22 protein-coding genes and 1 pseudogene are annotated in these 22814 nt (G+C 69.8%); 16 read left to right on the top strand and 7 right to left on the bottom strand.

Annotation, left to right across the window (positions count from 1 at the left end; all coding sequences use genetic code 11):
- Positions 1-186 (bottom strand): annotated as a pseudogene (locus tag ABD810_RS17130) (hypothetical protein); the annotation flags it as partial.
- A 134-nt stretch (positions 187-320) separates the two neighbouring features.
- Complete coding sequence (locus tag ABD810_RS17135; protein WP_344940445.1) at positions 321-1241, bottom strand: 5-dehydro-4-deoxyglucarate dehydratase; 921 nt, start codon at positions 1239-1241, stop codon at positions 321-323.
- Positions 1242-1480: 239 nt separating this feature from the next.
- Here ABD810_RS17135 and ABD810_RS17140 point away from each other — a divergent pair, with 239 nt between their 5' ends.
- From ABD810_RS17140 to ABD810_RS17180, 9 genes are all read left to right on the top strand, one after another.
- Positions 1481-2383: a carbohydrate ABC transporter permease gene (locus ABD810_RS17140; RefSeq protein WP_344940449.1), complete on the top strand. Its 903-nt coding sequence runs from the start codon at positions 1481-1483 to the stop codon at positions 2381-2383.
- Between the two features lie 11 nt (positions 2384-2394).
- Positions 2395-3276: a carbohydrate ABC transporter permease gene (locus ABD810_RS17145; RefSeq protein ID WP_344940452.1), complete on the top strand. Its 882-nt coding sequence runs from the start codon at positions 2395-2397 to the stop codon at positions 3274-3276.
- Between the two features lie 27 nt (positions 3277-3303).
- Positions 3304-4617 carry an ABC transporter substrate-binding protein gene (locus ABD810_RS17150; protein ID WP_344940455.1) on the top strand — a complete coding sequence of 438 codons (1314 nt, stop codon included), beginning with the start codon at positions 3304-3306 and terminating at the stop codon, positions 4615-4617.
- A gap of 115 nt (positions 4618-4732) precedes the next feature.
- Positions 4733-5884 carry an enolase C-terminal domain-like protein gene (locus tag ABD810_RS17155; protein WP_344940459.1) on the top strand — a complete coding sequence of 384 codons (1152 nt, stop codon included), beginning with the start codon at positions 4733-4735 and terminating at the stop codon, positions 5882-5884.
- Positions 5878-6645 (top strand): NAD-dependent epimerase/dehydratase family protein, encoded by a 768-nt coding sequence (locus ABD810_RS17160; RefSeq protein WP_344940462.1) that lies wholly within the window; start codon positions 5878-5880, stop codon positions 6643-6645. The genes ABD810_RS17155 and ABD810_RS17160 overlap by 7 nt, the downstream gene beginning before the upstream one ends.
- Before the next feature lie 42 nt (positions 6646-6687).
- Positions 6688-7470: an IclR family transcriptional regulator gene (locus ABD810_RS17165; RefSeq protein WP_344940465.1), complete on the top strand. Its 783-nt coding sequence runs from the start codon at positions 6688-6690 to the stop codon at positions 7468-7470.
- 110 nt (positions 7471-7580) lie between these two features.
- Positions 7581-8393 carry a 5-dehydro-4-deoxy-D-glucuronate isomerase gene (kduI, locus tag ABD810_RS17170; RefSeq protein ID WP_344940468.1) on the top strand — a complete coding sequence of 271 codons (813 nt, stop codon included), beginning with the start codon at positions 7581-7583 and terminating at the stop codon, positions 8391-8393.
- The gene (gene kduD, locus ABD810_RS17175) at positions 8393-9139 is read left to right on the top strand and encodes a 2-dehydro-3-deoxy-D-gluconate 5-dehydrogenase KduD (RefSeq protein ID WP_344940471.1); all 747 of its coding nucleotides are present in this window, start codon (positions 8393-8395) and stop codon (positions 9137-9139) included. The genes kduI and kduD overlap by 1 nt, the downstream gene beginning before the upstream one ends.
- Positions 9136-9936: an IclR family transcriptional regulator gene (locus tag ABD810_RS17180; protein WP_344940474.1), complete on the top strand. Its 801-nt coding sequence runs from the start codon at positions 9136-9138 to the stop codon at positions 9934-9936. Before kduD ends, ABD810_RS17180 begins: the two co-directional genes overlap by 4 nt.
- Before the next feature lie 5 nt (positions 9937-9941).
- Here the strand turns inward: ABD810_RS17180 and ABD810_RS17185 are convergent, their stop codons facing one another.
- Positions 9942-10883, bottom strand: a complete 942-nt coding sequence (locus ABD810_RS17185; RefSeq protein ID WP_344941965.1) for a sugar kinase — start codon at positions 10881-10883, stop codon at positions 9942-9944.
- Positions 10884-10965: 82 nt separating this feature from the next.
- Here ABD810_RS17185 and ABD810_RS17190 point away from each other — a divergent pair, with 82 nt between their 5' ends.
- Positions 10966-11151 carry a tautomerase family protein gene (locus ABD810_RS17190; RefSeq protein ID WP_344940477.1) on the top strand — a complete coding sequence of 62 codons (186 nt, stop codon included), beginning with the start codon at positions 10966-10968 and terminating at the stop codon, positions 11149-11151.
- Between the two features lie 81 nt (positions 11152-11232).
- Here ABD810_RS17190 and ABD810_RS17195 read toward each other — a convergent pair whose 3' ends face one another.
- Complete coding sequence (locus tag ABD810_RS17195) at positions 11233-12729, bottom strand: sodium:solute symporter family protein (RefSeq protein WP_344940479.1); 1497 nt, start codon at positions 12727-12729, stop codon at positions 11233-11235.
- A 129-nt stretch (positions 12730-12858) separates the two neighbouring features.
- Here ABD810_RS17195 and ABD810_RS17200 point away from each other — a divergent pair, with 129 nt between their 5' ends.
- The 6 genes from ABD810_RS17200 (at position 12859) to ABD810_RS17225 (ending at position 19515) form a co-directional block, all read left to right on the top strand.
- Complete coding sequence (locus tag ABD810_RS17200) at positions 12859-15429, top strand: FtsK/SpoIIIE family DNA translocase (RefSeq protein ID WP_344940482.1); 2571 nt, start codon at positions 12859-12861, stop codon at positions 15427-15429.
- Between the two features lie 100 nt (positions 15430-15529).
- Entirely contained in the window at positions 15530-16273 is a 744-nt protein-coding gene (locus tag ABD810_RS17205) for a helix-turn-helix domain-containing protein (protein WP_344940484.1), read from the top strand.
- Between the two features lie 123 nt (positions 16274-16396).
- A complete protein-coding gene (gene rimO / locus ABD810_RS17210) occupies positions 16397-17803 on the top strand; it encodes a 30S ribosomal protein S12 methylthiotransferase RimO (protein WP_344940487.1) in 1407 nt (468 codons plus the stop codon).
- On the top strand, positions 17800-18405 hold the full coding sequence (gene pgsA / locus ABD810_RS17215) for a CDP-diacylglycerol--glycerol-3-phosphate 3-phosphatidyltransferase (RefSeq protein WP_344940490.1): 606 nt from the start codon (positions 17800-17802) through the stop codon (positions 18403-18405). The genes rimO and pgsA overlap by 4 nt, the downstream gene beginning before the upstream one ends.
- The gene (locus tag ABD810_RS17220) at positions 18402-18896 is read left to right on the top strand and encodes a CinA family protein (RefSeq protein ID WP_344940493.1); all 495 of its coding nucleotides are present in this window, start codon (positions 18402-18404) and stop codon (positions 18894-18896) included. The genes pgsA and ABD810_RS17220 overlap by 4 nt, the downstream gene beginning before the upstream one ends.
- Before the next feature lie 253 nt (positions 18897-19149).
- On the top strand, positions 19150-19515 hold the full coding sequence (locus ABD810_RS17225) for a helix-turn-helix domain-containing protein (protein WP_344940496.1): 366 nt from the start codon (positions 19150-19152) through the stop codon (positions 19513-19515).
- 96 nt (positions 19516-19611) lie between these two features.
- Here the strand turns inward: ABD810_RS17225 and ABD810_RS17230 are convergent, their stop codons facing one another.
- The 3 genes from ABD810_RS17230 to ABD810_RS17240 are packed head-to-tail and all read right to left on the bottom strand — an operon-like array spanning position 19612 to position 22809.
- Positions 19612-20403 carry a DNA-formamidopyrimidine glycosylase family protein gene (locus tag ABD810_RS17230; RefSeq protein ID WP_344940499.1) on the bottom strand — a complete coding sequence of 264 codons (792 nt, stop codon included), beginning with the start codon at positions 20401-20403 and terminating at the stop codon, positions 19612-19614.
- Between the two features lie 7 nt (positions 20404-20410).
- A complete protein-coding gene (locus ABD810_RS17235; protein WP_344940502.1) occupies positions 20411-20860 on the bottom strand; it encodes an RrF2 family transcriptional regulator in 450 nt (149 codons plus the stop codon).
- 20 nt (positions 20861-20880) lie between these two features.
- The gene (locus ABD810_RS17240) at positions 20881-22809 is read right to left on the bottom strand and encodes an endonuclease/exonuclease/phosphatase family protein (RefSeq protein ID WP_344940505.1); all 1929 of its coding nucleotides are present in this window, start codon (positions 22807-22809) and stop codon (positions 20881-20883) included.
- Between the last annotated feature and the right edge of the window lie 5 nt (positions 22810-22814).

Genomic DNA, 22814 nt, shown 5'->3' on the forward strand with positions numbered 1-22814 from the left:
TCCGGTGGTCGCGGCGGCCCACCCGTCCCCGGCGGGCAGCGTGCGCCGCCCCAGGGGGACGTCCTTGCCCGCGTGTCCGGAGCCGGCCGGCGCCGCCGTCGCGGCTGAGGCCGCGGGGACCGTGACGAGCGCCGCCGCGCACAGGGCCGAGAGGAGCACGGCCGTCGTTCTCAAGGGTGTTGTCAAGGGATACCTCCTGGGTCAGGGAAGCTCCCGCTCTGGCCGAGGGCAGCCTCCAGGGGGTCGGGGCCAGGCGGGCGGCGTGCCCGCGTGGGTCCCCGGTGGGCGCCTCCCCGAGACATGGCGCCCAAACGCGAAGGTCAGGAGCCCTCGATCACCTCGAGGGCGCGCTCGATCAGCTCACCGAGCCGCTTGACGTGTTCGGGGGCGGGCTCGCCGAGCGGGGCGCGCACGGGGCCGACGTCCAGCCCGCGCAGCCGCACACCCGCCTTCACCAGCGACACCGCGTATCCGGCGCCCTGGCGGCGCAGCTCCACCAGCGGCCGGAAGAACTCGTCGATCAGCCGGTCGACCATGATGTCGTCGCCGCTCACCAGGGCCTTGTGGAAGGTCATCGCGACGGTGGGCACGAAGCAGAAGACCGCCGAGGAGTAGCGGGTGATGCCGAGCCCCCGGTAGGGGAGCGCCGACATCTCCGCCGTGGGCAGCCCGTTGAAGTAGAGCAGCTCGGCCGAGGCCGAGCGGACCGCGCTGATGATCCGCTGGAGCAGGTCGAGGTCGCCGTACCCGTCCTTGAAACCGGCGATCCGGGGATGGCGGGCCAGGGCGACGACCGTGTCGGGCTCGAAGATCGCGTTGTCGCGCTGGTAGAGGATGACCGGGAGCCCGGTGGTGTCGGCCAGCGCCTCGTAGTGGCGCCGCAGGCCGTCCTGGTCGGCCTGGACCAGGTAGGGCGGCAGGGCGAGCAGGCCGTCGGCCCCCGCGGCCTCGGCCGCGGCGGAGAACCGCGAGGCCAGCGCCGTCCCGTAGCCCGTGCCCGCGACGACGGGCACGCGCCCGGCGCTCTCCTCCACCGCGGCGGCGACGCACGCCGCGTAGTCGTCCAGCCCCAGCGAGGGGAACTCGCCCGTCCCGCAGCAGGCGAACACCGCGCCGCATCCCGCCGCGACGCCCTCCCGCACGTGCTGGCGGAAGGCGTCGAGGTTGAGCCGCTCCCGGTCGTCGCACGGTGTGACGGGGAAGAACAGCAGCCCGTCGAGCCGATCCACCAGCGCAGTCATGCGGTCCTCTCTCGCGTACACATTCCAGAACTGTATTCACGTATATGAACGTATGGAACGTATGGCGGACAGACCCCACCAGTCAAGGGAGCGGCGGAAACGCGCCGGCCCGGCATTCGAAATGCTTTGGTTACGTGGCAAAGGGTTGACAGCGCGCGTGTCGCGTTCCTACGTTGACGGCGCGTCCACAAATGTGAACGTGGTTCAGGAATGTGTCACCCGACCGAACGGAGCGCGAGGTGGCGTTGGCCAGGACGGCCCGGCCGAGGGGACGCCCCTGGGCCCTGCGCTGGGCCCCGTACTTGCTGATCTCCCCCACGGTCCTGCTGATCGCGGTGTTCCTCGTGTACCCCATCGGCAGTGTCCTGTACTACAGCTTGCGGCACTACAACCTGACCAGGCCATGGGCCAACGGGTTCGCGGGCCTGGACAACTTCCGGGAGATGCTGTTCCAGGACCCGCTGTTCTGGTCCAGCCTGGGTTTCACGGCCAAGTGGGTGGTCGTCGAGATCGCGCTGCAACTCGTTCTCGGGCTGGCGCTCGCCCTCATCGTCAATGAAAGTTTCATCGGCCGGGGGCTCGCCCGGTCGCTGGTGTTCTCGCCGTGGGCGGTCTCCGGCGTGCTCACCACGGGCATCTGGATCCTGCTGTACAACCCGACCACCGGCATCGTGCGCTACCTCGGCGCCCCCGAGGCCGCAGTGCTGGGCAACCCGGACACCGTCTTCGGCGCCGTCGTCATCACCGAGCTGTGGCGCGGCGTGCCGTTCTTCGCGATCCTGCTGCTCGCGGGGCTGCAGGGCATCCCGGGGGAGCTGTACGAGGCGGCGGCGGTCGACGGGGCCGGCCGTACGCGCCGTTTCGTGCACGTCACGCTCCCGCACCTGCGGGACGCCATCGTGCTGGCCACGCTGCTCCGCTCGGTCTGGGAGTTCAACAACGTCGACCTGATCTACACGCTGACGGGCGGCGGGCCGGCCCAGATCACGACCACCCTGCCGCTGTACGTGGCCCAGCGTGCGATCGACTCCAAGGACTTCGGGTACGGCTCCGCGCTCACCACGGCGGGCTTCCTGATCCTGCTGTTCTGCTCGCTCCTCTACCTCCGGCTGAGCCGGTTCGGCGCGGATCACAAGGCATGAGGGACGGTTCCATGGCGACCGAGGTCATCACGCGACGCCCCGCCGAGGTGCGGACCGGGGCCACCGCGCCCCGCCCGCGGCGGAAGGACCGGGGCAGGGTGCTGCGCCTGCACATCCCGCTGGTGCTCTACTTGGTCTTCACGCTGGTCCCGTTCTACTGGATGATCGTCTTCGCGCTCCGGCCCACGGGCTCGACCGCGCCGGTGCCGTGGCCGATCACCTTCGAGCACTTCGACACCGTCTGGAATGACATCGGCTACGCCGTGTTCTTCCAGAACAGCGTGATCGTGGGCGTGCTGTCGCTGTTCTTCACCACGGTCATCGCCCTCATGGGCGGATACGCGCTGTCCCGGTTCCGCTTCCGGGGCCGCACGGCTTTCATGGTCGCCCTGCTGTGCACGCAGTTCATCCCGGGCGCCATGATGCTGATCCCGCTCTTCACCATCTTCAGGGGCCTTGGGCTCATCAACTCCCTGTGGAGCCTGGTGGTGGCGGACACGGTGTTCAACCTGCCGCTGTCGATCATCTTGATGAGCGGGTTCGTCTCCGCCGTCCCCTTCCAGGTGGAGGAGGCGGCGATGGTGGACGGCTGCACGCGGATGCGGGCCTTCTTCGCGGTCGTGCTGCCGCAGCTCCGGCCCGGGCTCATCGCCGTGGGGTCGTTCGCCTTCATCCACACCTGGAACAACTTCCTGTTCGCGCTGATGTTCATCAGCAAGCAGGACAACTTCACGATCCCCGTCGGTCTCAGCTACACGATCGGCGAGTACAGCGCCGACTTCGGAGCACTGGCGGCGGGTGGCGTGGTTGCGGCCATACCCGTCGTCTGCGTGTTCGCAGTGATTCAGCGCTATCTCGTGCACGGCATCAGCGCCGGTGCCGTGAAGGGATAGCACCCCCCGCCTGGAGGACACCAAACCATGAGAACCATCAAAAAGGTCTGTACGGCCGCCGTCGCCGTCCTCGCCCTGTCCGCGACCGCGACGGCCTGCGGCTCGGACTCCGGCTCCGGGAGCGGGGGGTCGGACAAGACGACCATCACCTTCTGGGACAACAACGGCGGCGTGCGCACGCCCATCTACCAGGAACTGATCAAGCGGTTCGAGAAGGCCAACCCGACGATCCACGTCGAGTACGTCGGCATCCCGATCGCCTCGGTCCAGCAGAAGTACGACACCGCCGTCGCGGGCGGCGAGACGCCCGACGTCGGCGGCGTGACCACCAGCTACCTGGCCAACCTCACGGGGCAGCAGGCACTCGAACCGGCCGACGACTGGCTGGCCAAGAGCCAGGCGAACGGCAAGCTGCTCGACAGCATGCTCACCTCCGTGAAGGAGACCACCCCGGACGGCAAGCTCTACCTGGTCCCCGCGACCTCCAACCTGGACGTCGTCTGGTACCAGAAGGAGAAGCTGTCCGCGGCCGGGGTCGAGGCGCCCAAGACCTGGGACGATTTCTTCAGCTCGGTGGACAAGCTCACCAAGGCCCCCGACCAGTACGGCTGGACGATCCGCGGCGGCGCCGGATCGATCTTCCAGCTCCTGGCCGAGGCCTACGCCTACTCCGGGGTCACCGAGTTCTTCGACAGCTCGGGCAAGAGCACCGTCAACGACCCCAAGAACGTCGAGCTGGTCACCAAGATCGCCGCACTGTACAAGAAGAACACGCCGGAGGCCGACGTCACCAACGACTTCCCGAAGATGGTGGCGCAGTTCACCAGCGGCAAGGTCGCGATGATGCACCACAACCTCGGGTCGTACAACGACCACGTCAAGGCGTTCGGCGCGGACAAGATCGACGCGTATCCGATGCCCGTGGGCGAGTCGGGCAAGCGCACCATCGTGGCCAACCCGGTCGACGGCTTCGCCGTGTTCAAGAACAGCAAGAACAAGGAGGCGGCCTGGAAGTTCGTGGACTTCCTGGTCTCCAAGGAGAGCAACAGCTACTGGAACCAGCAGACCGGCCAGATCCCGGCGAACAAGGAGGCCCAGGCCGACTCGTGGCTGGATGAGCGGCCGTACCTGAAGAACGCGGTCGAGGTGCTCGGCGACCCCGGCACGACGGTGGTCTCCCCGCCCTACTACCTGCCGCAGTTCTCCGCCATCACCAAGGCCGACACCGAGCCGCTGTTCCAGAAGGTGCTCCTCGGCCAGATGAAGCCGCAGGAGTTCCTCGACACGATGGCGACGAAGCTCACCGAGGCCCAGGCGGAGTGGAAGAAGTCCCACTCCTAGGCTCTGGGACCCCGGGTCACGACCCCGGTGCCGGCGCCCATCCCCTGACCGTGGGCGCCGGCCCCGGGTTCCACCCGGACGCGGGCCGTTCAGGCAGACCGAGGAGAGGAGTGGCATGGCCGTCATCGAGCGGGTCACCGTCACCGTGTTCACGACCGTCATCAGGTCCGTGGTCGACGGGCACGGGCACCGGCATCCCGGGCCTCCCAGGGAGGTCGAGGAAGCCCTGCTGGAGATCACCGACGGCGACGGCGCCAAGGGCTACTGCCTGGGCCAGGCCGAGACGCTGCGAGACAGCATGATCCGGGCGCACGTGCGCCCGGTCCTGGTGGGCCAGGACAGCCTCGATCGCGAGCGCCTCTGGCACGCGATCGCCCGGCGCCAGCGCGGCGCGCACGGCCACCTCACCGACCGCCTGCTGAGCTGCGTCGACCAGGCGTTGTGGGACCTCGCGGGCCGCAAGCTGGGCCTTCCCGTGTGGCGGCTCCTCGGTGGGGCGCGCTCCACGATCCCCGCCTACGCGAGCACCATGTGCGGCGACGACCTCCCCGGCGGCCTCGCGTCGTTCTCCGACTACGCCGACTTCGCGAAGGAACTCGTGGCGCGCGGCTACCGCGGCATCAAGCTCCACACCTGGATGCCCCCGATGCCCCACGGCGTCGACCTGGACATCAAGGCCTGTACGGCCGTGCGCGAGGCGGTCGGGCCGGACGTCGCGCTGATGCTGGACAGCAACCACTGGTACAGCCGCACCGAGGCGCTCAAGCTCGGGCGCGCGCTCGACGAGCTGAACTTCGCCTGGTACGAGGAGCCGATGGAGGAGGCCTCGGTCCAGTCGTACAAGTGGCTGGCCGACCAGCTCGCGACGCCGATCCTCGGCCCGGAGACCTCCTGGGGCAAGCACATGGCGCGGGCCGAGTGGGTGGCGGCGGGGGCGTGCGACATCCTGCGCGTCGGGGTCGTCGCCTCGGGCGGCGTCATCCCCGCGCTGAAGGCGGTGCACACGGCGGAGTCGTTCGGGATGGGCTGCGAGATCCACGGCAACGGCTCGGGGGCGCTCGCGGTCATCGGGGCGACCCTGTGCGGGGAGTGGTACGAGCGTGGCCTGCTGCACCCGCACTCCGACTACGACACCCCTCCGCCGCATCTCCGCTCGATCGTCGATCCGCTGGACGACGCGGGCAACGTCACCTTGCCGGCCCGCCCTGGTATGGGTGACGATCTTGACGCGGACTATGTCGCGGCCCATACGGTGGCGGCATGGTGAAAAACGTTCTTGTGACCGGTGCGGCGGGTCGAATCGGCGTCTGCCTGACCGACGGCCTGCCCCAGTACGGTCACACTCTGCGGCTGCTCGACAGGATGCCGATCGACCGCACCGACCATGAAGTCGTCCGGTGCGACGTCACCGACGCGGGGGCGCTGCGGAGCGCCATGGACGGGGTGACGGCCGTCGTGCATCTCGCCGGCGTCCCATCCACGTCCGCCACCTTCGAGGAGCTCCTCACGGCCAACATCGAGGGCACGTACCGCGTCTTCGAGGCCGCCCGGCTGGCCGGGGTGGAGCGTGTCGTGTACGCCAGCAGCAACCACGCGGTGGGCTTCACGCCGCGCGAGGAGCTCGCTCCGGCGGACACGCCCGTGGCGCCGGACTCGCACTACGGGGTCTCCAAGGCCTACGGCGAGGCGCTCGGACGCTACTACTCCGACAGGTACGGCATGCGCGTGGCCGCCCTGCGGATCGGCAGCTTCCGGCCCCGCCCGAAGCTGCCCCGCGAGCTGTCCACCTGGATCAGCCTGGGGGACATGGTGCGGCTCGTCCACGCCTGCCTGACGTCGCCGGACCTCACCTACGCCACGGTGTGGGGCGTCTCGGCGAACACCCGCAACTGGTGGGACCACGCCGCCGGAACGGCGCTCGGCTACGAGCCGAGGGACGACGCGGAGGAGTACGCGGCGGAGCTGGGCGAGCTCGACCGGGACGATCCTGATTACGCATGGGTCGGCGGTCGCGTCGTCGAGTCGTGACCGGGGAGAATATGAAGGTAACGTGCGGCTGGGAGGACGTAGATGACCGAGCAGGGTACCGCGATGCCGCACGTCAAGTCCGCCGTGCGGACCGTGGAGCTGCTCGACTTCTTCGCCCAGTATCCCGGCCTGCACAGCCTGTCCGACCTGCAGGGCAAGCTCGGTTACCCCAAGAGCAGCCTGCACGCCCTGCTGCGCACGCTGGTCGGCCTCGGCTGGATCGAGACCGACGTCACCGGCACCCTCTACCGCATCGGCATGCGGGCTCTGCTGGTCGGCGCCACCTACATCGACGGTGACCCGGTGGTCCAGATCGCGCGCGAGGCGCTCGACTGGCTCGCCGAGGTCACGGGGGAGACCGTCCACCTCGCCAGGCTCGACCACTTCGACGTGGTCTACCTCGCCACCAGGGCGTCCCGCCACTACCTGCGGCCCTTCACCAGGGTGGGCCGCCGCCTCCCGGCCAGCACCACCTCGCTCGGCAAGGCGATCCTGGCGACGCGCGACGACGTGGAGGTGGCGCGCCTGCTGCCCGCGGAGCTGCCGCGGCTCACCAAGAACACGATCGTCGACCAGGGCCAGCTCGTCTCCGACCTGCGGCGCATCCGCAAGCGGGGCTACTCCATCGACCGCGAGGAGAACACCGAGGGCCTGCGCTGCTTCGGCGTGGCGCTCGACATCGCCTATCCGCCCCGCGACGCGGTCAGCGTCTCGGTGCCGGTTCCCCGGCTGACGGCCGGCCGGGACAAGGAGATCGCGGCCTGCCTGCTGGAGGCCCGCGACCGCATCGAGGTCGCCGCCCGCGGCGTCCGCCGCACGTACTGACGAACCTTTCCGCCGGTCAGCGATCTCCACGTTGCCCGCTTGACCTCGCACGCCGGTAGTTATTTTATATAGCAATATGCCATTTTATGTAACGGGATAAAGGAGGCGTGGTGGAGGTACGGTACGCGACCGCACCCGACCAGGTGCCGGGCATGACGACCGACCGGCTCAGGAGCCGTTTCCTGGCGGAGGAGCTGTTCGTCCCCGGGGAGGTCCGCCTCGTGTACTCGCACGAGGACCGCATCGTCGTCGGGGGAGCGCTCGCCGGGGACACGTCCCTCGACCTTCCCTGCCCGGACCCGCTCAGAGCCGAGTACTTCCTCGAACGCCGCGAGCTCGGCGTGGTCAACGTCGGAGATCACGGCGCGGTCACCGTGGACGGCACGGTGTACGAGCTGGGCGCCAAGGAGTGCCTGTACATCGGCAGGGGAGCGCGTGCGGTGTCGTTCACCGGCGGGGCGTTCTACCTGGTCTCCACCCCCGCCCACACCGAGCATCCGACGGTCCGGGCCGGGCTGGAGGACGCGGAGCCCGTGCGGCTCGGCTCGCAGGAGGGGTCGAACGACCGCACGATCTACAAGTACATCCACGCCAAGGGCATCCAGAGCTGCCAGCTCGTGCTCGGCGTCACGGTGCTGGAGCCGGGGAGCATGTGGAACACGATGCCGTGCCACACGCACGAGCGGCGCACCGAGATCTACCTCTACTTCGACCTCCCCGAGGACCAGCGGATCGTGCACCTCATGGGCAGGCCGGACGAGACGCGCAACCTGATCGTCGCCGACCGCCAGGCCGTGATCTCCCCGTCGTGGTCGGTGCACTGCGGTTTCGGCACCCGCAACTACGCCTTCGTCTGGGCGATGGGCGGCGAGAACCAGGCGTACGACGACATGGAGCAGGTCGCGATCGGCGCGATGCGGTGATGTTCTCGCTGGAGGGCAGGACGGCGCTCGTCACGGGCACCCGCACGGGGATCGGCCGCGCGATCGCGGTCGGCCTGGCGAAGGCGGGCGCCGACGTCGTCCTGCACGGCCGCAACGACGACCTCGGCGAGGTGGAGGCCGAGGTCCGCAAGGCCGGCAGGGAGGCCTGGCGGTGGATCCTCGACCTGTCGGACGTCGCCCGGCTGCCTCAGGCGGTCGAGGAGCTTCTCTCGCGGCACCGCGTCGACATCCTGGTCAACAACGCCGGAATCATCCACAGGGCGCCCGCGGTGGAGCACTCCTACACCGACTGGCGGGCCGTGCTCGACGTCGACCTCGACGCGGTCTTCCTGCTGAGCCAGGCGATCGGCCGTCCCATGCTGGAGCGCGGCTCCGGGAAGATCATCATGATCGCGTCCATGCTCTCCTTCCAGGGCGGGATCAACGTTCCCGGGTACACCGCGGCCAAGCACGCCGTCGCCGGCCTCACCCGGGCACTGGCCTGCGAGTGGGCCGCGAGCGGCGTCCAGGTCAACGCCATCGCCCCTGGGTACATCGCCACCGACAACACCGGCGCGCTGCGGGACGACCCTGATCGCGAGCCCGCCATCAGGGCGCGGATCCCGGCGGGGCGCTGGGGAACGCCCGAGGACCTCGTGGGCGCGTCGGTGTTCCTCGCCTCGGACGCCTCCGACTACGTCAACGGCCACCTCCTCGCCGTCGACGGAGGCTGGCTCGCCCGGTGATCGGATCCGCACGAGTTAGTAGGCTCAAGGGCGTGGTCAGGGAAGGCAGCTCAATCGACAAGGCGCTGGCGGTGCTCGAGGCGATCGCCGAGCACCACCGCGTCACCGACATCGCCGCGGCGACCGGCGTCTCCAAGTCGACCGTTCACCGCATCCTGCAGTCGCTGGTCGACTGGGGCTTCGCCCGCGCCGACGGCGCCGGCGGATACGAGCCGGGCCCGCGCATCCTCACGCTCGCGGGCAAGGTCATGAGCCGCTTCGACCCCTCCCGGCAGGCCTCCGCCGCCCTCCGGGCACTGCACGAGCGCACCGGCTACACCACCCACTTCGGCATCCTCAGCGGTGACGAGGCGGTCTACGTCGACAAGCTCGAGGGCCGCAGGCCCTACCAGATGCCCTCGCGGGTGGGCATGAGCCTGCGCCTGCACAGCACCGCCATCGGCAAGGCCATCCTGGCCGAGCTGAGCGACGACGAGGTGCGGGTCATCGCCGAGCGCACCGGCCTGGCCCGCCTGACGCCCGCGACCCTGACGAGCGTCGAGGGCCTTCTCGCCCACCTCTCCAAGGTGCGCGCGGTCGGCTACGCCTTGGACGACGAGGAGAACGAGCCCGGCATCCGCTGCGTCGGCGCTGCCGTGTTCGACCACACCGGGCGGGTGCTGGGCGGCATCTCCATCTCCTCGCTGGCGATGGACATGGAGCGCGACGGGCTGGAGGTCCTGGCCCCCGTGGTCATCGCCGCGGCCCGCGAGGTCTCCCTGGCCCTCGGCGCCCCCGCCGCGGCCGTCGCCCGCTGATCGCCCTACGGCGCTTCTGGCGTCCCCGACAGCTCGCCGAGCAGGCGCTCGATGTCCCCGGGCGTGGCGACCCGTCCGGTGCCTCCCTGGCCTTCCAGGCTGACGGCGGCGGCGGCGGTGCCGGCCCGTACGGCCCGCTGGAGCGGGTCGCCGAGGGCGAGCCTGGCGGCCACGGTGCCGGCGAAGGCGTCCCCCGCTCCGGTCTGGTCCACGATGACCCTGGCCGGGACGGCAGGGATCTCCACGGGCCGCTCGTCGCCGTCGGCGAGCAGCACTCCTTCGGGCCCCCGCGTGAGGGCCACCGCCCGCGCGCCGAGTTCCCTGCACACCTGTACGGCCGCGAAGGGCTCGTCGGTGCCCAGGAGCGGAATGCTGTCGCCGGGGCACGAGGGGGTCACCAGGGCGGCGTGCGGGGCGATCGCCGCCAGCATGCCGGCCGCCGTGCCGGCGGTGGTGAGCCGGGAACGGAAGTTCGGGTCGTAGACGACCTTCCCCCCGGCCTCGCCGACGATCTCGGCCGCGTAACGGACGGCATGCGCGCAGGAGGGCGACAGCGCCGCCGTGACGCCGCTGAGCAGCAGCACGGACGTCTCCGGCAGGGGCGCCTCCGCGACGTCCGAAGGGCCCATCCTGGAGGCCGCGCTGCACGCCCGCATGTAGCCGAAGGCGCGCTCGCCGCTCGGGTCGGCGCCCACCGCGTAGGCGCCCGTGGAGCCGGTCCCCTGGCGCATCCAGCGGGTGTCGATGCCGTGGGCGGCGGCGAACCGGATCAGCCGGGCACCGAACTCGTCCTCGCCCACCAGCGTCACCAGGGCGACGTGCGCGCCGGTCGCGGCGGCCGCCACGGCGGCGTTCAGTGCGTCACCGGAGAACGACAGGTGAAAGGTGTCCGCCTCGGTCAGGGGAGTGGACGCCGAGAACTCCACCAGCGGCTCGCCGATCACCATCACGTCCACGACGGACTCCTTCTTGGTTCATGTAGTGGAATTTGATTTCATGTGATGCAACAAATACAACCCGGAGGTCATCATGCCGAACATCACCGTGGAACTGCTGTCGGGACGGACCATGGACCAGCGCCGTGACTTCGTGGCGGCGGTCACGGATGCCGCCGTGGACATCCTGAAGGCGCGCCGGGAATCCGTGCGCATCGTGTTCTGGGAGATCGAGAAGTCCGACGTGGCCAACGCCGGCACCCTGGAATCGGACAAGTAACCCAGTAAGCCCACGACAGGGTGGGAGAGATGTCCACCTCTCCCACCCTGCTCTTGTTCCCGTGTTCCGCGTGGCCCCGGCCTACGCGGGGACGGAGGCGCGCTCGGGGGGCGAGTCGCTGCCGAGCGAGTCGACCAGTTCCTCCCTGTCGGGGGTGTTCTCCGGACGCAGGAAGCCGATGAGGACGTAGAGGATCAGCGACGTCACCAGTGGCGCCGCCACGACCAGGGTCGTGTTGGTCGACGCGATGACCCACTTGATCACGGCCCAGACGCTGAGGCCGGCCGCCCACGAGATGATGGCCGCCGTGGGCCCGCTCCGCTTGAACCACGGGAGCAGTCCCAGCATCAGCGGGATCGAGATCGGCCCCATCGTGGCCGCCACCACGTCCACGACGATCTTCAGCACCACGCCCTGACCCTGGGTGATGATCGCGATCGTCATGCTGGTCGCCACGAAGATGAACGTCGTGACCCGGGCCAGCTTCAGCGCGCCCTGGGCCGTCAACGTCCTGACCCGCTTGACGAAGACCGGCAGCATGTCGCGGGTGATCACCGCGGAGATCACGTTGGCGTCGGAGGACACCATCGCCATCGTGTGCGAGAAGAAGCCCGCGAGCACCAGGCCGATGAGTCCCGCCGGCAGCAGTTCCTGCGCGAGCCGTACATACGACTGGTCGGAGTTCGCCAGGCCCGGCACGATGAGCGGGGCGGCGAACATCGGGATGAACAGGACCAGCGGCCAGACCAGCCACAGTCCGCTCGACAGCAGCGCGGCCTTCTTGGCCTGCGATCCGGACGGCGCGCCCATGTACCGCTGGGCGAGGTTCCACATGCCGCCGTTGTACTCGAACGTCTTGATCAGCAGGAACGCGAAGAAGTACGTGGAGGTGTAGGGCCCGGTCAGCGGGTCGCCGTGCCCGGGGGGAAGCCTGTCCCACATCGTCCACAGCGCGGAGACGCCGCCGAGGTGCCCGAGCACGGCCACGAACATGACGACGCCGGCCACGGCCTGGATGATGAACTGCCCGAAGTCGGTGAGGACGTCGGCCCACAGGCCGCCCACCGTCACGTAGATCACCGTCACCGCGCCGGTGATCGCGATGCCGTACTGGATGGGGATGCCGGCGAAGCCCTTGAGCAGGACCGAGATGGCGACCCACTTGGCGGCGATGTCGACGACCTTCAGCAGCGCGCCGCTGTAGGCCATCACCTGCTGGGTGGGCAGGTTGTAGCGCCGGGTCAGGTACTCCAGCGGCGAGACCACGCCGTGCTTGGACCTGAGCCGGTTCCAGCGCGCGGCGAACAGGAAGGCGCCGATGCCCACGCCGATGCCGATGGTCATCGCCCACCAGACGTAGACGGTCAGCCCGTAGTCGTAGGCGACGGCCGCGAACGCGACGAACATGACCGCGCTGTAGCCCGACATGTGGTGGGAGATCCCTGAGAGCCACCAGGGGATCTTTCCCCCGGCTGTGAAGTAGTCGATGACGGTCCTGATGCGGTTCTTGGACCACACCCCGATAGCGACCATTACCACGAAGTAGGCGGCCAGCACGGACCAGTCGAGTGCGGACATCAGTCCTCCTTCCAACGTCCCATTGGATGGAGATTCCATTACATGAAACATGATGTCAACACATAGAACACAATCCCGTGGACCATCGTTACCCGGCCCGGCGCGCCTCCCCGCCGTCAGGGGCGCCTCATGCGTACCCTCAGTAGCATGGCCACCCGTACGTCGAAAAGCACCCCAAAGGGGTCGGCGAAGCGGTCCCCGTCGTCGCGTACGTCCCCTGCGAAACGGCCGACCGGCACGCGGGCCTCCGGCGGGCGCCAGGGCGGCCGTGCGCCCGCCCGTCGTCCCGCCTCCGCGGCTCCGGACCCGATCAGCTGGGTCTTCCTGGCGATCGGCAAGCTGTTCATCGGCGTGTGGCTGCTCTTCGCCAACGGCATCGGCACCGCCGCACGCGCCTTCGGGCAGCAGGCGCGCGAGCTGGACCCCGCGCACCGCCGCGACGGGCTCGGCCTGGCGGTGCTGGGCGGGGCGATCATCCTCGCCGCGATGACCTGGCGTGCCACCCGCGGCACGGTCGCGACCGTGGTCGACGCGGTCATGCGCGGCGCCCTCGGCTCGCTGGCCTGGTCGGTGCCCATCCTGCTCGCGCTGATCGCCTGGCGCCTGCTGAGGCATCCCGACCAGAACGCCGACACCGGCCGCATGATGATCGGCTGGACCGCGCTGCTGGCCGGCCTGCTCGGCATCATCCACGTGGCGCACGCCACGCCGTACCCCTCCGGCCCCGGGAAGACCGACGGCATGGACAAGGTCTCGGCGGCCGGCGGCATGGTGGGGTTCATCGTCTCGGCGCCGCCGTCCAGCATCCTTCCGGCGTTCATCACGATCCCGCTGCTCCTGATGCTCTCGGGGTTCGGCATCCTGGTGATCACCGCCACCCCGGTCCACCGGGTGCCCGAGCGGCTGTCCGAGATCCAGCACATGCTCTTCCAGAAGGGCGCGGCGGGAGAGGCCCCGGGCAAGACCGGGGAGCGGGTGCGGCGTCCCCGCAAGACACGTGGCGGGTCCTCCGGCGGCAAGCCCGGGGTCGACGGCGAGCCGGAGATCGGCGAGCACATCAAGCCCTACGACACCCCGCTCATCGCCGACACCCCCGGTAAGAACGCCGACCACTCCCCGGAGATCGTCCCCGGCCTGGTCGACGACGAGCCGGTGGAGGCGGTGCGCGCGTCGGAGCCTCCCCACCCCTCGCCCGCGCCGCGCAAGGTCGAGCAGCTCGTGCTCTCCCCGCAGGCAGGGCCCTACGCGCTGCCCGACCTGCAGGTGCTGCGCCAGGGCACCCCGCCGAAGCCGCAGACCAAGGCCAACACCACCGTGGTCAACGCGCTCACCAGCGTGATGGAGCAGTTCGCCATCGACGCGCAGGTGATCGGGTTCACCCGTGGCCCGACGGTGACGCGGTACGAGATCGAGCTGGGCCCGGCGGTCAAGGTGGAGAAGGTCACCGCCCTCACCAAGAACATCGCTTATGCCGTTAAGTCAGCTGATGTCCGCATCTTGTCCCCGATCCCCGGCAAGTCGGCCATCGGGGTGGAGATCCCGAACACCGACAAGGACCTGGTGAGCCTCGGCGACGTGCTCCGCTCGCAGGTGGCCCAGGCCGACCACCACCCGATGATCGTGGGACTCGGCAAGGACGTCGAGGGCCGCACCATCGTGGCCAACCTCGCCAAGATGCCCCATCTGCTCATCGCTGGCGCCACCGGCGCCGGCAAGTCGGTGTGCGTCAACGGGCTCATCTCCTCGATCCTGATGCGCGCCACGCCCGACGAGGTGCGCATGGTGCTCGTCGACCCCAAGCGGGTCGAGCTGAACACCTACGAGGGCATCCCCCATCTGATCACGCCCATCATCACCAACCCCAAGAAGGCCGCCGAGGCCCTCGAATGGGTGGTGGGCGAGATGGACCGCCGCTACGACGACCTGGCCGCGAGCGGCTTCCGGCACGTGGACGAGTTCAACAAGGCGGTGCGCGCGGGGAAGCTCGTGCCCCCGCCGGGGAGCGAGCGGGTCTACCAGCCGTATCCCTACCTGCTCGTGATCATCGACGAGCTGGCAGACCTGATGATGGTCGCCCCGCGTGACGTCGAGGACTCCATCGTCCGCATCACCCAGCTCGCGCGCGCCGCCGGCATCCACCTGGTCATCGCCACCCAGCGCCCCTCGGTCGACGTCGTGACCGGCCTGATCAAGGCGAACGTGCCGTCCCGGCTGGCGTTCGCGACCTCCTCGCTCGCCGACTCCCGGGTCATCCTCGACCAGCCGGGCGCGGAGAAGCTGGTCGGCCAGGGCGACGCGCTGTTCCTGCCGATGGGCGCCAGCAAGCCCATGCGCCTGCAGAACGCCTTCCTGTCCGAGAAGGAGATCAACGAGATCGTCGCGCACTGCAAGGCGCAGATGCAGGTGGAGTACCGCGACGACGTCTCCGCGGTGGCCGCCGCCAAGCGCGAGATCGACGAGGACATCGGCGACGACCTCGATCTGCTCGTGCAGGCCGCCGAGCTGATCGTGACCACGCAGTTCGGCTCCACCTCGATGCTCCAGCGCAAGCTGCGCGTGGGCTTCGCCAAGGCCGGCCGCCTCATGGACCTGCTCGAGAGCAGGAACGTGGTGGGCCCGAGCGAGGGTTCCAAGGCGCGTGAGGTGATGGTGAAACCCGACGATCTGCCCGGCCTGCTCGCCGACTTGCGCGGAGAGTGACCCCTCCGCCACCGACCCCCTCGGTAACTGGTTGAATGTGAATGACTACGCATCGTCGGAATACGGGCGCGTAGCGCAGGGTGCACGGCGAGGGGGACGTATGAGCATTGGAGTGACGCTGGCCGCGGCACGACACGCGGCAGGCATGACGGTCGCTCAACTGAGCGGTCGCACGCGGATCAGAGAGACGGTCATCTATGCCATCGAGCGAGACGACTTCTCGCTCTGCGGGGGCGACTTCTACACAAGAGGTCACGTCCGCAACATCGCCAAGACGCTCGGGCTGGACCCCGACGCCATCGTGCACCAATACGACGAGGAACACGGCGGGGTCCCCCTCCCGGTCCGTGCCGCGGCCGTGTTCCAGGCGGAGAGCACGATCAAGCTCCGTGAACGCCGCAGTCCCAACTGGTCCACCGCCATGGCGATCGCCCTCGCCATCGTCGCCGTCTTCGGGGTGACCAGGGTGATGAGCGGATCCGGCGAGACCATCACCACCGCAGCCGACCTCAAACCGACCACCGGCCCCACCGTCCCGGCCACGCCGAAGCCGTCGACCCACCCCAAGGCGGCCAAACCGGTTAGCGATCTGGTGACACTTCAGGTGAAGGCCAACAAGCCATCATGGCTCGAGGTCAGCGACGCCAACGGCAAGCACATGTTCCGCGGCACCATGCCCGCGGGCACCACCTCCACGTGGAAGGCGCGCAAGGAGATGCGGGTCACCATCGGCAACGCCGGCGGCGTCGACCTGCAGGTGAACGGAAAGCACGTGGGCGTGCCCGGCAAGATCGGGCAGACGGTGCACCGATCATTCGGTCCGGAGGCGCCCGGTTCGAGATGACGCCGGTGGCCTCCCGGCGGCGTGCCAGAGGGCGTCTCGGCGCGCCGCCGGCGAGAGTCGGCGGCCGAAGTACGGGGGGAGTGCGCCGGGCGGTGGCCAACTCCCGATACCGTAGAGACCATCATGTCTTCCCGCCGAACCGCATCGTTGATCACGCTGGGCTGCGCGCGTAACGAAGTCGACTCCGAGGAGCTCGCCGCGCGAATGGAGGCCGCCGGGTGGCGGCTCGACGACGACAACCCCGATGTCGTCGTCGTCAACACCTGTGGCTTCATCGACTCGGCGAAGAAGGACTCCATCGACACGCTGCTCGCCGCCTCCGACTCCGGCGCCAAGGTCGTGGCCGCGGGCTGCATGGCCGAGCGCTACGGCAAGGAGCTGGCGCAGGCCCTTCCCGAGGCCTCCGCGGTCATCTCCTTCGACGACTACACCGACATCGGCGCGCGCCTCGACGACGTGCTCGAGGGCCGGTCGCTGACGCCGCACAGCCCGCGCGACCGCCGCACGCTGCTGCCCATCAGCCCGGTCGAGCGCTCCGCCGGCCATGCTCACATCCCGGGCCACGGCGACCTGCCCGAGGGCCTCGCGCCCGCGAGCGGCCCCCGCATGCTGCGCAAGCGGCTCTCCGGCGGCCCGGTGGCCTCGCTGAAGCTCGCCTCAGGTTGCGACCGCCGCTGCACCTTCTGCGCCATCCCCGCCTTCCGCGGCGCGTACGTCTCGCGCCGTCCCGAGGAGCTGCTGGCCGAGGCCGCCTGGCTGGCCGGGCAGGGCGTCAAGGAGCTCGTGCTCGTCAGCGAGAACTCCACCTCCTACGGCAAGGACCTCGGCGACCTGCGCGCCCTGGAGAAGCTGCTGCCCGAGCTCGCCGCCACCGAGGGCATCGAGCGGGTCCGCATCAGCTACCTCCAGCCGGCCGAGCTGCGCCCCGGCCTCATCGACGTGATCGCCGGCACCGAGGGTGTCGCACCCTATTTCGACCTGTCGTTCCAGCACGCCAGCGGGCCGGTGCTGCGCCGCATGCGCCGCTTCGGCGACCCCCGCCGGTTCCTCGACCTGCTGGAGACGATCCGCGACCGCGCGCCGGAGGCCGGCGTGCGCTCCAACTTCATCGCCGGCTTCCCCGGCGAGACCGAAGCCGAGTTCGGCGACCTGGTGGGGTTCCTCGACGAGGCACGCCTCGACGTCATCGGCGTCTTCGGCTACTCCGACGAGGACGGCACCGAGGCGGCCCGCTTCGGCGGCAAGCTCGACCAGGACACCATCGACGAGCGGGTCGCGGCGCTGACCGAGCTCGCGGAAGAGCTGACCGCCCAGCGCGCCGAGGAGCGCATCGGCACCGAGATCGAGGTGCTCGTCGAGGAAGACCTGGGAGACGGCGGCTACGAAGGCCGTGCCGCCCACCAGGGTCCCGAGGTCGACGGCTCTGTCACGGTCCAGGGCATCGGGCTGGTCCCCGGGCAGATCGTGCGCGCCACGGTCGTCGACGCCGAGGGGGTCGACCTCATCGCCCGCATCAAGGCCGGGCCATGACGAACCCGCCGGAGACCGGCACCGAGCCGCTTGTGGAATCCCTGGCTCGGCGCGTCAGCCCGTGGAACATCGCCAACGTGCTGACCGTCCTCCGGCTGGTGGTCGTACCGTTCTTCGTCGCCTGCATGTTCGTCGAGGGGGAGGGCTGGCGGTCGGCGGCCCTCCTCGTCTTCCTGCTCGCCTCGCTGACCGACCAGCTCGACGGCTGGCTCGCCCGGCGGTACGGCCTGATCACCGACTTCGGGAAGATCGCCGACCCGATCGCGGACAAGGCGCTGATCGGCGCGGCCCTGGTCACCCTGTCGGTGCTCGGTGAGCTGCCCTGGTGGGTCACCGCCACGATCCTGCTCAGGGAGATCGGCGTCACGGCGCTGCGCTTCGCGGTGATCCGCCACGGCATCATCCCCGCCAGCTACGGCGGCAAGGTCAAGACCGTGCTGCAGATCGTGGCGATCGCGCTCTACATCTTCCCCCTCGTGCCCGACCCGATCAGGTGGATCGCCATGGGGCTCGCCCTGGCCGTCACCGTGGTCACCGGGCTCGACTACGTCATCCGCGCCATACGGCTGCGAAAGGTCGCCCAGAAAGCACGCGGCGAGTGAGTTCGGCCGCCGCCGAGGTGCTCTCCCTGCTGGTACGCCGGGAGGCCACCGTCGCGGTGGCCGAGTCGCTGACGGGCGGGCTCATCGGCGCCACCCTCACCACCCCGAGCGGCGCCTCCGCCGCGTTCCGGGGCGGAGTGATCGCCTATGCCACCGATCTGAAGGCCGGGCTCCTCGACGTTCCCAAAGATCTACTCGATAGGGAGGGTGCGGTTCATCCGGACGTCGCGGCGGCGATGGCCGCCGGTGTCCGGGCGCTCGCCGGCGCCACGTACGGGCTGGCGGTGACCGGCGTCGCCGGGCCGGACGAGCAGGACGGCAAGCCGGTGGGCACGGTCCACGTCGCCGTGAGCGGCCCTGGGGGCGCGGTTTGGCATCGTGACGTGATCCTGCCGGGCTCTCGGGAAGAGATCCGCAAAAGTACCGTGACGGAGGGTTTGGATCTTCTCAGAGGTGTGCTGGAGGCACAAATGGGGGAACATACCGGATGATTACCGCGTTACGTCACCAGCGAACATGCTCCCCACGGTCTGCCGCCCCATTGGTCTATGCAGGTACGGTGGAGTGGTGAGCGAGGTTCGTGACCCATCGGTGAGGAGCAGGTCCGGCGTACGCCCGGCAAAGGGGCCGAGCGAACCAATGATGACGGCGAGGAGTATGTACGAAGGGCAATCGAAAAACGGGCGATACGAACCGACCGCGCGGAACGTCGTGAAGGCGCCTGCGCCAGGGAGGGAGCGACAGATGGTCCTGCTGCGTCAGCTGCTCGGTGACGTGCTGCGGCGGCTGCGGGTGCGGCAGGCACGCACCCTACGTGAGGTTTCCACCCTGGCACGTGTCTCCCTGGGCTATCTGTCCGAGGTGGAGCGTGGCCAGAAGGAAGCGTCTTCAGAGCTGCTCGCCTCGATCTGCGGCGCCCTTGGTGTGCCGCTCTCGCAGGTGCTCCGTGAGGTTTCCGACCAGTTCGCGCTGGCCGAGCTTCAACACGCGCCCGTGCTGGCCGATGCGCCCGAGCACGAGCGTCTGCCCATTTCCGAGACCGTGCCCAGCACGATGTCGGGTCCCGAGTTCGACGGCTTTCCCGAAGTCAAGGACATGGTCGCCGCGTAGTTCGCGGCTGCGGCTTTCGTCCTGATAAGTCGGGCTGTCACAGTGATCTCACTGGTGATGGTCCGTGTGTCGCGCGCTGTCCGGTGACCGGGCCCGTTAGCGGGGCTGGCAGGCGGGGCAGTAAAAGATCACTCTTTCGTATGGCTGCGCCCCGAGCTCACCGCCGACCACTTTGTTGCCGCAGCGAAGACAGGGCCGCCCGGCCCGGCCGTACGCCCAGAGTCGCCTTCCAGGGCGCTGGTCCCCCGTGGTCAGCGGACCACCGGGCTGATCCTTGTTCGCATCAAGCAGCCGGTGCGCCAGCGACATCATCTTCTCGAGGTTCTCCACCTCTCGAACGCGCCTGAACGGCGAGATCCCCGACAGGAACAGCGTTTCCGCACGCCAGATCGTGCCCAGCCCGGCGACGTTCCGCTGGTCGAGAAGCGCCTCCGCGATCGTCATGTCCGGATTCGCCGCGATATTACGCGCCGCTCGCGCCGCCTGCTCGGCGTCCCAGTCGGGGGCGAGCAGGTCGGGTCCCAGGTGCCCGACGACCCGGTCCTCCTGATCGGTGCGCAGCAGGTCGACCATCCCCAGCTTGATCCCGATGGCCTGCCAGCGCTCGTTGGCGAGGATCAGCCGTACGACGTCGCCCCTGCGCAGGTGCGTCCCTGCCGCCTGGATCCGCCAGGCCCCGTCCATGCGCAGGTGCGTGTGGACGGTCAGCCCGCCCTCGACCCGGGTGAGCAGGTGCTTGCCGCGCGACACGGTGGTGAGAACGGTGCGGCCGGTGAGGTCCGCGGTGGCGTGCCGGGGCACCCGGAAGTCCGAACGGGTGAGCACCCGTCCGTCGAGGGCGGCTCGCAGCTTGGCCGCGGCACGATAGACGGCGTCGCCCTCGGGCATGGCCCGGTCAGTCCCAGGCCGCCGGGTCGGCGGCGAGCTCCAGCACCCGGTCGGGCAGCGTGTCCGCGGCGATCTGGTCCAGAGTGACCTCCTCGAGGATCGCGCGCTCGCTGGCGCGCAGGGCGATCCACACTTGCTGGAGCGATCGGGCCGCTCCGCGGTAGCCGACGTGCTCGGGACGCTCGCCCCGGACGTTGGCCAGCGGCCCGTCCACGGCACGGATCACATCTGCCAGGGAGATCTCGGTCGCGGGCCTGGCGAGGACGTAGCCCCCCTCGGGACCGCGCTGGCCGCGCACCAGACCGGCCCGGCGCATCTGGAGGAGAATGTTCTCCAGGTACTTGGGGGGCATTTCCTGTTCCTTGGCGAGCTCGCCCACGGTGGTGGGGCCGCTGCCGGAGGCGGCCAGCTCGGCGGCGGCGCGAAGGGCGTAGTCGACACGGGCGGAAAGACGCATGTTGTCGATTATCCCGCCTGTTAAACCCTGGTTACGCGCATCCGCACCACCACCGGCAGGTGATCTGAGAAAGTGACCCGCGGGACCCGGGCGTCGACCACGGCCAGACCGGGGCTCACCAGCACGTGATCGATCCGTTTGACCGGGTTGTCCGCCGGGGATGTCAGAGGATTTCCCCTTCCGTGGAAGGCGTCCGACAGCCCCGCGGCCTCCAGCACCCGCATCTCGGGGTCGTCCGGAGTGATGTTGAGGTCACCCGCCAGCACCACCGGCCGGGGACCGCCCGTGCCCGCCCGCGTCGCGGCCACCGCCAGGTCCCTGGCGATGGCCGCCACCTCCGGCGCCTGGCCGGGGGGCGCCTGCAGGTGGGTGTTGACGATCCCGACCTCGGTCCCGCCGACCTCGACGACGACCGTCTGTGCCTGGGCGCCGGTCGGGTAGTCGTGCCTGCCCAGGGGGTGCGACACGATCTGCCCGATCGGCAGGTTGGTGATGATCGCGTCACCCCACAGGCCGTCCGCGGCGGGGGCGAAGTGGTAGCGCATCCCGAGTCCGCCGGCGATCCGGGCCAGGCCGTCGTGGCCGCCGTTGAGGAGCCAGCCCCGGTCCACCTCACTGAGCAGGATCACGTCGGGACGCTCGCTCCTGGCCCACGCGGCGATCCGATCGAGGTCGAGGGTGCCCCTCAGCCCGAACCCCATCCGGATGTTGTAGGCGACGAGCGTGAACTCCGCGCGGGGTGCGGCCTGTACGGCCGGCAGGGGCCGCCACGTCACCGCGGCGGTGGCCGCCGCGACCACCAGGGCGAGGGCCGCGAACCTCCAGCGGTGAGGCGGCCGGGTCAGGAGCATCCGCCTGCCCTTCGCGGCCGTGAACGCCAGAATGGAGATCAGCACCGCCAGCAGGCCGGGCACGATGCCGTTGGCCACTCCAAGGTCGATGTCGTAGGCCGCGTAGTAGACGAAGACGGCGACCAGGAACACCAGCATCCCGCCGAGCAGCGCGAGGCCGCTCCGCGCCGGCGAGGAGGCGCGTGGCAGGCCGGCCATGGCCAGGCAGGCGCCGAGGGCCAGCGCCGCGAACGGCGCCGGGACCGCTGAGGACGACACGATCATCAGCACCGCCGACAGGGGCAGCACGACGATCGCGACCCACCACTGATGGGGTGGCCAGGCGGCGAAGGAGACCATACCGAACTGGCCGGCGACCAGCACCACCATCATGATCGCGATCTGCGCGGGACCTTGTCGACCGCTTCCCGGCGGCTCCGCGAGGCCGATCGTCTCCAGGTACATGCCGTTCAGGACCAGGGCGCAGGCGAGAACGACCCAGAGCCTCCCGGAGGCGACGTCCTCGGCGACGGGCGCGAGCCATACGGACCACAGGAAGGCGGCGCACAGGGCCACGACGGCGAGCCAGGGGAGCGGGCCGTCGCGCCACACCAGGTCCATCTGGCCGAGCGCCAGGTGGCCTACCGCGGAGACGGCCAGACCCGCGGCGATCGCGGTGGGCGCGGCCTTACGCGGGACGGTGAGCGCGCAGCCGTACAGGAAGACGAGGCCGAGCGAGACGCCGGCGCCGGCGAGGTAGAGCTGCGGGGAGCCGCCGTCCGTCGCCTGGAGCGCCAAACGGACGGCCGCCAGCAGGATCGCGCCGCCCAGGACGACGCGCCGCGGACCCGCCGCGCGGGCGAGCGGGACGGCGGCGAACGGCAGGACGAACCACAGGGCCGCGTAGAGACCCATCTGCTCGGGCGGGGTGTCGCCCGCGCGGCCGAACAGGGTGATCAGCGACGGCAGGAAGACCCGGAGCACCTGGGTGAACAGCACGATGCCGAGGGCCAGGGCGGTCACCGCGATCTGGTGACGGGTGAACGGCCCGGGCCGCGGTCGCCACAGCGAGATGGCACGCCCGGCGCGGGCTGGGGACTCGACGGCGGGCTCACCCATGGCTC

Origin of the sequence: Sphaerisporangium flaviroseum (assembly GCF_039537005.1) — a bacterium.
GTDB classification, from domain to species: Bacteria; Actinomycetota; Actinomycetes; order Streptosporangiales; family Streptosporangiaceae; genus Sphaerisporangium; species Sphaerisporangium flaviroseum.